A 13,508-nucleotide genomic window follows, 5' to 3' on the forward strand; every position below is an offset into this window, starting at 1 on the left:
GAGCCAGGAGTTTTGCTCCCGGCTCTTTTCTTTGACTTTTTTAGTTGCCAATAAACAGCTGATTGGTCATCACATTTGCACTTCCGCTGCTTTGGTAGCCTTCTACAGTAAATGCCGTTTCATACATCTTCCCCATTGGCATCCCTAAACTTTCCCATTTTCTAAAATGCGCACTGACGGAGACCGTTCCACTTGTACGTTTCGTTTGACGTACACTCCAATATTGCTTGAAGGTTGCGATCCCGATAATGGAAGGCTGATTGACACGGGTTGTTTCATAAATGTCATATGTGCCTCCATCAGCATAAAATGATCCTTTATACGCTCCTGTTGGACGATATGTGCCCCATGAATCAACAATGTAGTATTCTGCTAATGGAGATTGTGTCCAGCCATAGACACATAGATAGGAATTCCCGCCTGGGTTAAAACTTGCGTTGTAATTGATGGAGATGTTGCCAAGCTGATGGTGAGTTCTAGTGGAATCAAACTTTTTCCCTTTTCTAAATAAAGCATTTCCGATATTGTTCCAGCCTGCACTAAATGCCCCGCCGTTATTGAGTGTCATCGAGGTGTTTCCATAATCCTTCCATAATTCATAATCGTACCCGCTATGGTTACCCATTTCATTATTCGTAATGGTTCTCGCATGGGCTGGTACAGCCGTCAGAATAAGCGTCAGTCCAATACACATCACAAACAACAGTCTTAATTTTCTCAAATTCATCGTCCATTCCTCTCCTTTTTCATCCTTTTAATTCTGTCATCTCTAAGATGAAATGAATTCATCACCTCCTTTCATGCCCCTACTCACTACTAGATTATCGATACTGTGCTAGACCCGCATGAATGTCTCTTGTGTTTGTATAAATGCTTTGATACAAACGAAAGAGATGATCATATACATCGACATGCTGTTGATTTGGTGTCAATACGGCTGCTTGATGGATAAACTGATCCGCGCACGCCTCAAGTGACTCGTACCAGCCGCATCCAACTGCTGCAAGCATCGCTGCACCTAACGCGGGCCCTTGCTCATTTTCAAGCTGTATCACCTCAGCTTGAAAAATGTCTGCCTGCATTTGAAGCCATGTATGACTTCTCGCACCTCCACCAATAGACACGATGGAATCAATGCTTTTTCCCGCGTGCCTGAATAAAGCGATCGATTCATTTAATGAAAAAGTGATTCCTTCAAGCACAGCTCTAACCATATGCGCTTTTTCATGCCTGCTGTCTAATCCAATGAAGCTTCCACGAATGACTGAATCTGCATGAGGCGTTCTTTCCCCAACTAAATATGGCGTAAATAGCAATCCATTTGCGCCAGGCGCTATATCCTTTACTCCGGCTAAAAGGTCTTTAAACGAATCATTTGGAGCAAGTAAAGATTTAATCCAATCGAGGCTATAACCTGCTGATAAAGTGACTCCCATTGTATAAAAAGCGTCTTTTTTTGCATGATGGAATAAATGCAAGTTTCCATTCAGCTCTCTGTTATGATTTTCTTCATAGGAAAGAATGACACCTGATGTGCCAATGCTGCATAATGTGTGACCTGATGATAAAATGCCGGCGCCAATGGCACCGCAAGCATTATCTGCTCCACCCGCAAAAACCTTCACCTCTTCTGTCATCCCGGTTTCCTTTGCGATCTGCGGCAAGAGTGTTCCAACCTCCGCCTCCGATGAAACGAGTGGCGGGCAAATACGAAGCGGAATATCAAAGGTTTGACAAATCTCCTCACTCCATGTTTGTTCTCCCATATCCAACAGTAACGTACCAGCCGCATCAGAATAGTCCATATGAATAGCGCCGGTTAATCGATATCTGACATAATCTTTTGGAAGTAAAAACAAATGGATTCGTTGATCAATTTCTGGTTCGTGTTCCTTTACCCATAACAACTTTGGCAGTGTAAATCCTTCTAACACCTGATTTTTTGTGATCGCTTGCAGCCTGCCTCCTAGCTTTTCTGTCATGCGCACGCATTGCGGTGTTGTTCTTGTGTCATTCCACAAGATGGCAGGCCTGAGCACCTGAAGGGATTCATCCAATAAAACAAGTCCGTGCATTTGTCCAGAAAAACTGATGCCTTCTACTTGCCTTGACTGAACAGGCTTTCTCTCCATAAGTTCTGTCATCGCGGCCATCGTCTGCTCTACCCAGTCTTCAGGATTTTGCTCACAATAACCTGGTTTGCTTTGAATGAGGCGGTAAGATTTAGTCGTCTCACAGCATACCTTCCCGCTCTCATCTACTAATATCGCTTTGACTCCGCTCGTTCCAAGATCAATTCCCATCACATACTTCATGTGTTCACTCCTTCAAAACATCCGCCCGCTCCATTAATCTTCTAACAAATATTGATTTAATCTGGCTTTCAGCTGTTCCTCTCTGCCAGATTCGTTTCTGATGAGCGGATGTTTCAGTGCATATTCTTCTAATGTATGAAAGTTTGCCGTTCCTTCTGAAATCTCCCGTCCAATTCCTTCAGAAAAACTGCGGTACCGGTGCTTGATCACATCTTCAAACACACGGTCTTCTATGAGTCTATGAGCCACCCGCAGCCCTTTTGCGAATGCATCCATCCCCGCAATATGGGCATACAGAAGATCTTCCAGTTCAAAGGAGGCTCTTCTGACTTTTGCATCAAAATTGAGACCGCCTGTTCCAAGTCCGCCATTTTGCAAAATTTCATACATGGCGAGTGTTGTGGCATATAAATCCGTTGGGAATTCATCTGTGTCCCATCCTAGAAGGGAGTTTCCTTGGTTGGCATCAACGGAACCGAGCAGTCCATGAATTCTTGCTACACGCAGCTCATGCTCAAACGTATGACCCGCTAATGTCGCATGATTGGCCTCGATATTTAATTTAAAGTGTGTATCCAATCCATATTGTTTTAAAAAGGCGATTGATGTCGCTGCATCCGTATCATATTGATGAGTTGTCGGTTCCTTCGGCTTTGGCTCAATTAAAAATTGACCTGTAAATCCAATTTCTTTTGCATAATCGACCGCCATATGCAAAAAGGTCGCCAAATGGTCAAGCTCTCTTTTCATATCTGTATTCAGCAGTGTGTCGTAACCTTCTCGTCCTCCCCAGAAAACATAATTTTCTGCGCCGAGTTCCTTTGCTGTTTCGATGCCCTTTTTCACTTGTGCAGCTGCATAGGCAAATACATCTGCATGACAGGATGTCGCTGCACCGTGAACAAATCTTGGATGCTTAAACATATTAGCCGTGTTCCATAGAAGCCGAACCCCGCTTTGCTGCATGTAATCTTTCATTCTTTCTATGATGATGTCTAACTGCTGATTGGTCTCTTGAAGCGTGTCGCCCTCTGGTGCAATATCACGGTCATGGAATGAAAAATACGGAACATCCAATAGATCAAAGAGCTGAAAGGCCACTTCCAATCTAGCTTTCGCCAAATCCATTCCACTATAAGAATCCCAAGCTCTTTTCATCGTGCCAGTTCCAAACATGTCTGTTCCATCAGCAGTCAGTGTATGCCAATAAGCGACGGAAAATCGCAGGTGGTCTTTCATTGTCTTTCCGCCAATCATTTCGCTCGGATTATAATATTTAAATGCGAATGGGTTCTTTGAATGTTTTCCTTCATATTGAATGTTGCCAATCCCCTGTAAACTACTTAACGAAGTCATATTTGATTTGACCATAAGTGATTCCCCCTATATATTCACTTAGTAAGTTGATTCAACAAACGAACAAACGAGTTTACCAACTAATCTCTTTGAATTTTCCATATTTTTTAGTTTTTTAGAAATATTTTCGTTATAATAAAATAAAAAGCATGTTTTATAGAGAATGAACTCGACAAAAAACGGCTTTTCTTCACTTAATCTAAAGACGAAACAAATGGAGTGGATACAATGGATATTGCGGATCAGAACTTTGTGAAAAAAATAAATCAAAAGCTATTGCTAAACGAAATTCTGCACCATGCACCAATTTCCAGAGCAAAATTATCTGAACGCACTGGGTTAAATAAATCGACCGTTTCTTCTCAAGTGAGTACATTAATGAAAGAACATCTTGTTTATGAAATCGGTCAAGGCGAATCTAGCGGCGGAAGAAGACCCGTGCTTCTCATGTTTAATAAACGTGCAGGTTACTCTATCGGCATTGATGTCGGTGTTGATTATATCAACGGCATTTTAACAGACCTTGAAGGGTCGATTATTCATGATGAGCAGCTCAAGCTCCCATCCAGCACACCTGATGTGACCGTCCGTATTTTAATTGAATTGATTCAGCAGTTACGTTCACACATTCCTTCTTCTCCATACGGGCTGATTGGTATAGGGATTTGTATACCAGGTCTGGTCGATGCAGATGAACAAATTGTGTTTACGCCTCATTCAAAATGGAAAAATGTCGATCTGAAAACAAGTCTCCAAGACACATTCCAAGTACCGGTTTTTATCGAGAATGAAGCAAATGCCGGTGCGTACGGTGAAAAAATCTTCGGTGCTGCTAAACATTATGACCATCTGATCTATGCAAGTATCGGCACTGGTATTGGAATAGGAATCATTATCAATCATCATTTATATAGAGGCACAAACGGTTTTTCTGGTGAAATGGGACATATGACGATTGACTTTAATGGACCGACATGTAGCTGCGGAAATCGTGGTTGCTGGGAACTGTATGCATCTGAGAAGGTACTGTTCCAATCGCTCCAAACAGATGGTCAGCCATTCACCTATCAAGATATTGAGCGGCTGGCGAAGTTAAATGATATGAAAACACTCAATGCCTTGCGTAACTTTGGCTTTTACATTGGGGTAGGTCTCACAAACGTTCTGCATACCTTCAACCCACAAGCCGTTATTTTACGAAACAAGGTCATTGAATCTGAGCAGACCGTTCTAAGTGTCATTCAAGATGAAGTATCCTCTAGAATGGATGCACAATTCAGCTCACGGGTGGAGCTGCTCCCTTCGTCATTAGGACAAAACGCACCAGCCTTAGGGATGACATCTCTTGTCACTGAAGCTTTTTTGCGTGATGTCACGCCTTCACCATAATGGAATACATGTTAAAGAGAGACAGCCTTTAGAGTGTTGTCTTTTTTTTATTCAGTTGTTTCTTCGTATCGAAAATACTTAAAATCGGCAGGCAGATGTTCGCCGCTTGTGTCTTGGCACTGCATTCCGACAAAAGCCCCTGTAAAGAACCCCCCTCCTCGAATAAAATCATCTGACAAATGGGTCGATTCAAGCGGTACATCTATTTTTTCCCACTCTTGTTGATCAAAAGAATAAGAATACGCGTACGTCTCTCTCTTAACGGTCACTTTTAAATACACATACGGAATCTCGTCTGGGATGATGATTTTTTTGATTAGCGGCTGAGAAAAGGCCAGATTTTCACACGCAGATAATTCAAGGATACGGCCAAGCGCCTCGTCATAAGTCACCTGAAGTGCAGTCCAATTTTCCGTATTATAATAATTCACAAGACCTGCCGCTTGCTGAAAGTTTTTCGGAAAGAAGGAAACCGCTGTCTCTGCTTCAAAATAAAAGCTTTGCCAGCGCCTCGCAACAAACGCTTGGGTAAATTTAGACGTTAAAGATTCCTGCCCATACAGCCTTAAATGATGAGGATTTTCCGTCACTGAACCAATCTGATCCGTAAATGGGATTCTTAATGTTTGGAAATGTCTATTTAACGATGAATCTTTAAATTCATCGACTATGTGATAGGTTGGAGAGAACTCTTTTACGCTCATCGCAGGCGCTTCAACCTCTAGAAGCCCCTCTTTTCCGCCTACCACATACGGCCAGCCATCTTTCCATTCAAGCTTTTGTATGGCTGTCTCTCTTCCTAAAGGACACCAGCCTCTTTGCTGAAAAATGGATTCCTTACTTGAATGAATTGGGCGGCCAGTCAGATGAGCCAAATACCATTCATTTGTATGCGTTTGTACAATGGAAGCATGCCCGCATTTTTGTAGTGGATGGCTAGGCGCATGAAAAGCCGTTAAAATTGGGTTGTCAGGATGAACCTCGTACGGCCCATCAATACGCGAGGAACGGGCGATTGTGGCTGCATGTTCGTAACGTGTTCCCCCTTCAGCTGTTAATAAATAATAGACATCATTGATGTAATAAAGATGCGGGGCTTCTGTCAGTTTGATTGGCGTGCCTTTAAAAATGACCTTCCGTTCACCGACCAGTTTTTTTTCAGATACACTATATTCCTGTAAGGCTATACCTGCAAAAGAATGATGTTTTTCTCGATGGTCCCACAGCATATTCAACACGTATTTCTTTCCGCTTGGATCATGGAACAAGGAAGGATCAAACCCAGAACTATTGAGTCGAACCGGATCGCTCCACTCGCCATCTACTGCATCAGCTGTGACCAAATAATTATGACCATCCTTAAACGGACCATCTACTACTTTAATATCTGAATAGATGAGCCAAAACTGACCATCCGCATAACTTAAACACGGCGCCCAAACCCCGCCGGAATCAGGATTTCCTTTCATATCGAGTTGAGAAATTTTTTGCAAGGGACGCGCGGCGAGCCGCCAGTGGACGAGATCCTTTGAGTGATAAATTTGCACCCCCGGGAACCATTCAAATGTAGAAACCGCCATGTAATAGTCCTCTCCCGCACGGCAAATACTTGGGTCAGGGTTAAACCCTTTGAGCACTGGATTGGTAATGTTCATTGAATTTCCTCCTCTTTCAGAGAGCTACATTTTAAAGTCGTCCATATGATCGATATACACCTTGTCTCTATTCTCAAGCTCTCGTATGACTTTTTTATGTTTTTCTTCATCTAGGTTATAAAAATTAATATCAACCATCGCTAAAATGAGTAAGCATACAGGAATCACCGTTGTCGTGATTAAAATGCCCAGTAAAGCTTCTGGTGTTTGCACTTGATTTGCAATATAACCAAATCGGTCAAGGACCAGCCCTGGAACGATGCCGCCTAAGGCCATCCCAAATTTAAAGAAGAAGCCAATCACTGCGTAGATCAGTCCACCCATTCTTTTTCCTGTTTTATATTCACCGTATTCTACAGTTTCAGGAATAAGCGCCCACATGTAAGCGCCAGCCGTAATACTCCCAGCTGCAGCGACTAGCCTGAAAAGAAGAATGAGCACAATTTGACTCGGCGGTATCACAAGTAAAGCAAGAAGACCAACGATATTCAGCAAAAGTGAATAATTCAGCAGCTTTTTCTTTCCTAATAGTTTGTGCAATTTTGGAATAAACGGCAGCACCATTAAAGCTGGCAGACTGCCAATCAGGCCGTACCACTTCACTAAATCTTCTCTGCCGAGGTTATACGTCACATAATAGATCCCGACTGAGTTGCTGATCGAGTTCACACCAAAGATAATGATAAAGAAAATGCTTAACACAACAAGCGGACGATTCACTCGTAACTGGACAAAGAGATCACTGAACTTGATCTTTTCCTCTGGCTTTTGAAGTGTGACGCGCTCATTCGTACTTTTAAAACAGAAAATCAGTAATCCGCCCCCAAGTACACCGAGAAATGCCATCGTGATCTGCCAGCCAAGTGCTGTATTTCCTGTTGTATCACTCAAAAACGTCGCAAGAAACGGAACAAAAAAAGCAACAACTAAACCACCGAGATTTGCAAAAAGCATACGAACAGACGTAATACTGACGACCTCTTGGTTATTTCTTGTCATTGCGGAAGTTAAAGCACCATAAGGAACATTGATGAACGTGTATGTAAGCGATAAACCAACATACGTGATGTACGCATAAATGAGTTTTCCCATTTCGGAAAAATCCGGTGTCGTAAAACAAAGAATAGCAAGAACGGCAAAAGGTAACGCACCAAATAACAAATAAGGTCTAAACCGGCCAAAACGGCTGTTCGTTCGGTCAACCATCGCCCCAATAAACGGATCTGCAAGCGCATCGATGGCCCGAACCACCAAAAACATCGTCCCTGCTGCTGCTGCTGATAATCCATACACATCCGTATAAAAAAATAATAGATACGTAGAGACAGTTGCATAAATTAAATTACATGCGAAATCTCCTGAAGCATACCCCACTTTTTCAGACATACGAATCTTCTTTAAATTCTCACTCACCATGAGTTTTCTCCCTTCTTCACTTAGCCTCTTCTAACGGACAGATGGTGCAGGGCAGCAGCAATCAATAGGTCAAAAATAAAGCGCTTTCAATTCGTTGTAAAAATGAAGCTGAACAGCTCTTTCTTTCAGCTTAGCCCACATAGCAGCAAATCATGTGCTTTAAACAATAGATGATCGCCATCTTAGTTTATCGATTAAACAAACTAAGATGAATTCATTTTATAAAATATGATCTGACTTTTCAATATTTTTTGAAAAAATAATCCAAATAATTGATTTCTTGTCATTTTTTCTATGATATGAGGAGATGAACCTTCTTTTTATCTTCCAAAAACAAAGAGAACTCAAATAATGGTTGCATTCATACCAATCCCATGCTATATTAATCAAGCGATGAGCTGAATTGTGTAAGTCGGGTAACACGTCTCTTTGAGACACACACGAATGTGGCGTGTGGTTATTCCGCCTCAATACGCAAAAGACATCTTCTGATGAAGATGTCTTTTTTCTTACCCTATTTTGGTGCCATTTTCAACCGGCTCATCGGTGGCAAGCAGGACAACGTCTTCTTTTGACGGCATGCCTCCTAAGACAAGCACCTCTGATTTAAACCCGGCAATTCTTCTTGGCGGGAAATTGACCACTGCAATAATTTGTTTCCCAGTGAGATTCTCAGCCTGATATCGTTTTGTCAGCTGTGCACTAGATTGTTTTATGCCAATCTCATCCCCAAAGTCAATCTTCAGCTTGAAAGCAGGCACTCTCGCTTCTGCAAAGAACTCTGCTTCTACTATCGTCCCAACACGAATGTCTAACGCTAAAAACTGTTCAATATCTGCCATTAGAATCTCTCTCCCTTTCAATCTTTCATAAAAAAGGTCACATTTTTCTTCTGCTAGATGACCACTTGTTTTCCACTAATTTCTTAATTGTAGCACACCCTACTCTTCTAAAAGAAAGGGTTAAAAAGCCTATTGATTGAAAATCCTTTTTAGTTTACATAATCATTTTATAGTAGTCTATTAAATGTTTGCATCATGAAAATGAATTCGGTAAAATGGCAAATAATCCTACTGCTTCCTCTCGAATATTTCAGGGAGGGTTAACACTTGTTTACATTATCAGATATGTGGACGTTTTGCTGGTCGTTTTTCGTCATTCTTCCTATCGTTGCCATCTTGCATCAGCTGGGCCATATTGTAGTCGCCTGGCTGTTTGGAGCAAAGGTTTCGTTTGCGCTTGGCCGAGGCAAAAAAGTATTGAAAATAGGCGTCGTTGAAATTAGAAGAATCTATTTTCTTGATGCATTTTGCCACTATGAAGAAATGAGGAGAAATAACCGTTTCTCACACATTCTTGTCTACTTAGGCGGATCATTATGCAACCTGCTCAGTGTTCTTATATTGAACACAATGATCGCCAACGATTTCCTGCCAGAACATCAATTTTTCTATCAATTTGCTTACTTCTCAGTCTACTATGTATTTTTTGCTTTACTGCCAGTACAGTATGCAGATCATCATCCGAGTGATGGGCAAGCGATTGTGAACATCATTCGTCACGGTGAACCATGCGACATCATTGATTAAGATGAGTGGCTTTCACTGTCGATTTGATACTGAATCGTTAAAAAAGGAATACCGAATAGCTTCATTTGATGAATTGCTGTGAGACTTTTTTCCGTCTCCGGTTTCATATGAAAGCTTTCTTCCATTGGCAGTTTCATGGTGATGAAAGACGTATGCAAATACAATCCTTCATCACCCGTACTGCCATTTGGACTTTTACTTTTTAATAGAAAATCTTCCTTTTCATTCAAAGGTTTTAAAATAGCCGTAAGCTGTGAAAAAGGAAGCGGCAAAGCAATATTCATATAGACTGTCTCTTCATCATGGTGCTGGGCATAGAGCGCATAAAAGACTTGCTCGCCTTTCTCATTGCGCCTGATCCACACACGTACATTCTTCCTTTCTTCAAGAGGATGTTGAAATCTTGAAAGACTCCCCGGCATTTCATATGGCATTCGTGATGACCCTAAATAGAGCTGTCCTATTTGTCTAAAAACAGGTTGAAGCAAAAAGACAAACGGCCTTACCCACCAATGAAAACAGACGGCTGCTTTTAACGTAAAGGACATCGGGTCCTCATAAAATCTGCGAATAACAGGTGACACACTCTCTGCTGAAAATGCCTTTCCATTTAATTGGTCAAGAGAATCGACTAAACCAATCTTCTCATCATGCTGCATGTGGTCATGTTGAAAAGACATGACCTGAAAACGACCGTGAACTCTCGATACCGGAAAATCCTTCTGTTTCAATCGATCAGCTGGTCTTTCAATCAACCACCCAATGAGACCTGGTAAAATAACCAAACTTGCATTGATACTGCCATGAAACCAAATCATTTGATCCATGCTGATGAAGGTAACATGTAAAAGCATTCCGGCAGAATAAAGGAATGATAGGACGATGGTTCCCATTAACATGATGCTAGAAAACACAACGAACCCTTTTGCGACAGTTGAACGAAAAGAAGTTTTCATACACAAAATTCCATACAAATAAAGTGCGATCACATAAAGAACGACGCTGAACGTATCAAACAGGCGAGAATAGCTGATTCCCACAGCAATCATCACTGGCGACAGTAAAATAACCCAGCCACCCACTTTGTATAGCGTCGTCTCTTTTTTCCGCTGCCTCCCCAATAATCCATAAAAGATAGGGATAAAAAAAGCCGAATAATGAAAATGAATAGCGGTCAAAAGTACAATCATCGGTGAAAATGTCATCACTTGTATATCTGCTATGTACAGCCAGAACCAAAGTCCACCTAGAGCGATATACATACATGCGCCATCGATCATCAGCTCATGAAGCGGATGGGCCCCTCTTTTCAGCAAACGGGTGAAACCAAATAAAGCCAGAATCATTGTAAAGAAAAGCCATCCCAATGCAAGCCAAAGAGAGTGAAAGATGAATGCGCCTGTTGCACATAGAGCTGCTACTGGAAAGGCTTTCATTATGAAGCCGATCAGCCCCTTCTGCTGCCGTTTCTTCTCTTCCTGATAAAAAAAGTGTAAGAAAGCGGGAAGAAAAAATAACATCGCAATCAAAACAAAAAATTCTGGTATGGGAGCTGTCGTCAAACGTGTAAGGAGAAAGCAAGCCATCAACACGATGCTACACATCAAATGCCATTTATTCATGAGATGACACCCTTTCCGTAAACCGGCCCTTATACGTAAAAAGAGTGCCAAAAAGGCGATTTTTCACTTGAACATCAATCGTATACTCACCTGCACGCTCATCGTACCCTTCTGTTACATCAGATTCACCATAAAGCCAAGAAGGGAGCGGCCACTCCCGCCCAAACAGCAAAAACTTTTGCTTACCTGATTGAATGTGCAAGAACCCTTTTTCCGTGACTGTAAAATGAAGCTCTGACACAAGAAGCCTAGGTTTTCCAAAGTAGTCTAGTACTTGATGGCTCTTCAGATCAATGATCATATCTGCATCAAAATGTCTTTCCTTGTCAGGAAAATAGAACGTTCGAAACCAGTGCATCCCTTCTTCTCCCTTACTTGTCGTAAAAGGCTTGTTCACAATTTGGAAGGGAATATTTCGCCCTCTTTCAGGAAAAAAACAGCGAAACAATGGACCGATTTTGAATAACAATCGGATGAGCTTTGTCCCGCCTCCTATTTCCTCCATGATGCCTTCGGCCGTAAACGCGCGGTTATAACGTTCTTTTAATGTTGGATGCAGCTTATCGTAGTCCTTTACTTGATGATGATGAACGACCATGTCTACCTCCCCTTTTTCGTTTGATCGAAAACACATCTACACAATCTTTTAAATTAATCATTCCTGCAACGGATAAAATGAAAAATGCACTCAGCACCAGCGGCTCGTGCAGAGTCGTTTCTGGCGATAAAATCCCTATACCAAGCATCAGTAGCAGAAAGATGCTTTGAAGGATGAATACATATTTCTTTGGAAGCTTAGGCATAAGCCATGATACACCTAATAGCGCATAAAACAATCGAAATCCGGTGCTATGATCAAAAGCAGAAGGTGAAAAAGGAATGATCGCTTGACATAACCAGACGATAGCAAACAACAAACAAATGCCATAATGGGCAAGTGTTCTCTCTAGCAGCAACCGGGGATGCGTGCCCTTTTCAAGCCACGTCTTTAATGCGCCAAAGCTAAAGGCAGTCATAAACCCCATCATTGGTCGAAAAAACAAACGGTCTGCCCATTTCCACCCTTTTCCTTCCTTTGTTTCATAATCAAATTGCGTTTGAAACACAATGTGATCATTCGTTTTCATGTATTTCCAATACCCTCCGCCTTCTTTGATGAAAGACAAAGGGTGTGATGATTTAAATTGAAGTGAGGATGCTCTTTCATGACGCTCATCCTTCACGCTCGTTCGATACGCTCCTGTCCCAGTTACACTAATGCCAAATCCAAGGTGTTTCTCATACAAAAAGGATTGGGGCTGTTCATCACTAGGTCCATTTAATGAAATGGTCGAAAATCGCAAATCCCATTGTTCATGAAGCTTTGGATTTTGCGTATACTCCCATACTTTTTCAATAGGTGCTTGAATGGTTGTTTCCACATAAACAGGCTTTCTTTTCATCTGCCTCTACTCCTCTATGTGAATTATTTCACATAATAAGCATACCATGTTTCACAAAACTGTCAAATCTTTATTGGTTTTTTGCCCAAAAAATGTTTTGATTTGTTTACATCTCCTTCATCATGTCGGTTCGATACATAAAAAAGACCTGTCAATGAGACAGATCTTCTTGCTCTTTGATGCCTGCAATATAAAGACGGACCGCATAGCTCACACTATCTTCAAGCTGCTCTTTCCGTTGAAATCCTTTTTTGTTTGAAATATCTCCAAAGCCGTGCAGTAAGCTTCTAAGCCCTCTGACGACATGCGTCATGTCCTCTTCTTTTACACCAAAACGAGACATGATGGATTGGACAAAATCAGCAAGATTCTCTGCAGCCACACTGACTTCTTTTTCATTCATATGTGAAAAAGCAGCCTCATAAAGGCCGGGATGCTGACGAACAAATTGAACATATTGTCTTGCAAATGCTAAAACAGCGTCTTCTTTTTCCAGCCCCGCTGTAACTTGTTTGCCGGCCTCACAAAGCATTGTCAGCCCCTTAACAGCAAGAGCTGCCTGTATTTCATGAAGACCGGATATATGGTTGTAAAGAGATGGTGGTCTGATGTTAAGCCGTTTGGACAATGTAGCAATGGTCAAAGCGGAAAAGCCCTCCTCATCGACAAATTCGATGGCAGATTCAACAATTTTTTCTTGTGTGATACCCATTCTTGGAGACAT

General features: G+C 41.7%; 12 protein-coding genes. 2 read left to right on the plus strand and 10 right to left on the minus strand.

Annotation, left to right across the window (positions count from 1 at the left end):
- Positions 1–40: 40 nt before the first annotated feature.
- The 3 genes from ACTJKA_RS09970 to xylA form a co-directional block, all read right to left on the minus strand.
- A complete protein-coding gene (locus tag ACTJKA_RS09970) occupies positions 41–727 on the minus strand; it encodes a glycoside hydrolase family 11 protein (RefSeq protein ID WP_007500674.1) in 687 nt (228 codons plus the stop codon).
- Between the two features lie 94 nt (positions 728–821).
- Complete coding sequence (gene xylB, locus ACTJKA_RS09975) at positions 822–2,315, minus strand: xylulokinase (protein ID WP_440607748.1); 1,494 nt, start codon at positions 2,313–2,315, stop codon at positions 822–824.
- A gap of 33 nt (positions 2,316–2,348) precedes the next feature.
- A complete protein-coding gene (gene xylA / locus ACTJKA_RS09980) occupies positions 2,349–3,686 on the minus strand; it encodes a xylose isomerase (RefSeq protein WP_024718319.1) in 1,338 nt (445 codons plus the stop codon).
- Positions 3,687–3,899: 213 nt separating this feature from the next.
- Between xylA and xylR the strand changes: the two genes are divergently transcribed.
- A complete protein-coding gene (gene xylR / locus ACTJKA_RS09985; protein WP_171465480.1) occupies positions 3,900–5,060 on the plus strand; it encodes a transcriptional repressor XylR in 1,161 nt (386 codons plus the stop codon).
- Between the two features lie 47 nt (positions 5,061–5,107).
- Here the strand turns inward: xylR and ACTJKA_RS09990 are convergent, their stop codons facing one another.
- The 3 genes from ACTJKA_RS09990 to csaA form a co-directional block, all read right to left on the minus strand.
- The gene (locus ACTJKA_RS09990; RefSeq protein ID WP_440607749.1) at positions 5,108–6,715 is read right to left on the minus strand and encodes a glycoside hydrolase family 43 protein; all 1,608 of its coding nucleotides are present in this window, start codon (positions 6,713–6,715) and stop codon (positions 5,108–5,110) included.
- 24 nt (positions 6,716–6,739) lie between these two features.
- On the minus strand, positions 6,740–8,131 hold the full coding sequence (locus tag ACTJKA_RS09995; protein ID WP_336750041.1) for an MFS transporter: 1,392 nt from the start codon (positions 8,129–8,131) through the stop codon (positions 6,740–6,742).
- Between the two features lie 509 nt (positions 8,132–8,640).
- Positions 8,641–8,973: a chaperone CsaA gene (csaA, locus tag ACTJKA_RS10000; RefSeq protein WP_017367427.1), complete on the minus strand. Its 333-nt coding sequence runs from the start codon at positions 8,971–8,973 to the stop codon at positions 8,641–8,643.
- Positions 8,974–9,240: 267 nt separating this feature from the next.
- On the opposite strand from csaA, the gene ACTJKA_RS10005 reads away from it, so the two are divergent.
- Positions 9,241–9,720, plus strand: coding sequence for a hypothetical protein (locus tag ACTJKA_RS10005; RefSeq protein ID WP_007500681.1), 480 nt, complete (start codon positions 9,241–9,243; stop codon positions 9,718–9,720).
- On the opposite strand, the gene ACTJKA_RS10010 is transcribed toward ACTJKA_RS10005, so the two are convergent.
- The 4 genes from ACTJKA_RS10010 to ACTJKA_RS10025 form a co-directional block, all read right to left on the minus strand.
- On the minus strand, positions 9,717–11,342 hold the full coding sequence (locus ACTJKA_RS10010; protein ID WP_099496558.1) for a YndJ family protein: 1,626 nt from the start codon (positions 11,340–11,342) through the stop codon (positions 9,717–9,719). The genes ACTJKA_RS10005 and ACTJKA_RS10010 overlap by 4 nt on opposite strands.
- Positions 11,335–11,940: a DUF4166 domain-containing protein gene (locus tag ACTJKA_RS10015; RefSeq protein WP_099496559.1), complete on the minus strand. Its 606-nt coding sequence runs from the start codon at positions 11,938–11,940 to the stop codon at positions 11,335–11,337. Before ACTJKA_RS10015 ends, ACTJKA_RS10010 begins: the two co-directional genes overlap by 8 nt.
- On the minus strand, positions 11,903–12,784 hold the full coding sequence (locus tag ACTJKA_RS10020; RefSeq protein ID WP_099496560.1) for a hypothetical protein: 882 nt from the start codon (positions 12,782–12,784) through the stop codon (positions 11,903–11,905). The genes ACTJKA_RS10015 and ACTJKA_RS10020 overlap by 38 nt, the downstream gene beginning before the upstream one ends.
- Before the next feature lie 151 nt (positions 12,785–12,935).
- Positions 12,936–13,508 carry a TetR/AcrR family transcriptional regulator gene (locus ACTJKA_RS10025; protein WP_008346533.1) on the minus strand — a complete coding sequence of 191 codons (573 nt, stop codon included), beginning with the start codon at positions 13,506–13,508 and terminating at the stop codon, positions 12,936–12,938.

The sequence above is a fragment of the Bacillus sp. 22190 genome, assembly GCF_052045575.1.
GTDB classification, from domain to species: domain Bacteria; phylum Bacillota; class Bacilli; order Bacillales; family Bacillaceae; genus Bacillus; species Bacillus altitudinis.

Coding starts and splice junctions, on each gene's coding strand:
- xylR (WP_171465480.1), top strand. CDS start 3,900: ATGGATATTGCGGATCAGAACTTTGTGAAAAAAATAAATCAAAAGCTA.
- ACTJKA_RS10010 (WP_099496558.1), bottom strand. CDS start 11,342: ATGAATAAATGGCATTTGATGTGTAGCATCGTGTTGATGGCTTGCTTT.
- ACTJKA_RS10015 (WP_099496559.1), bottom strand. CDS start 11,940: ATGGTCGTTCATCATCATCAAGTAAAGGACTACGATAAGCTGCATCCA.
- xylA (WP_024718319.1), bottom strand. CDS start 3,686: ATGGTCAAATCAAATATGACTTCGTTAAGTAGTTTACAGGGGATTGGC.
- csaA (WP_017367427.1), bottom strand. CDS start 8,973: ATGGCAGATATTGAACAGTTTTTAGCGTTAGACATTCGTGTTGGGACG.
- ACTJKA_RS10025 (WP_008346533.1), bottom strand. CDS start 13,508: ATGTCTCCAAGAATGGGTATCACACAAGAAAAAATTGTTGAATCTGCC.
- ACTJKA_RS09995 (WP_336750041.1), bottom strand. CDS start 8,131: ATGGTGAGTGAGAATTTAAAGAAGATTCGTATGTCTGAAAAAGTGGGG.
- xylB (WP_440607748.1), bottom strand. CDS start 2,315: ATGAAGTATGTGATGGGAATTGATCTTGGAACGAGCGGAGTCAAAGCG.
- ACTJKA_RS09990 (WP_440607749.1), bottom strand. CDS start 6,715: ATGAACATTACCAATCCAGTGCTCAAAGGGTTTAACCCTGACCCAAGT.
- ACTJKA_RS09970 (WP_007500674.1), bottom strand. CDS start 727: ATGAATTTGAGAAAATTAAGACTGTTGTTTGTGATGTGTATTGGACTG.
- ACTJKA_RS10020 (WP_099496560.1), bottom strand. CDS start 12,784: ATGAAAAGAAAGCCTGTTTATGTGGAAACAACCATTCAAGCACCTATT.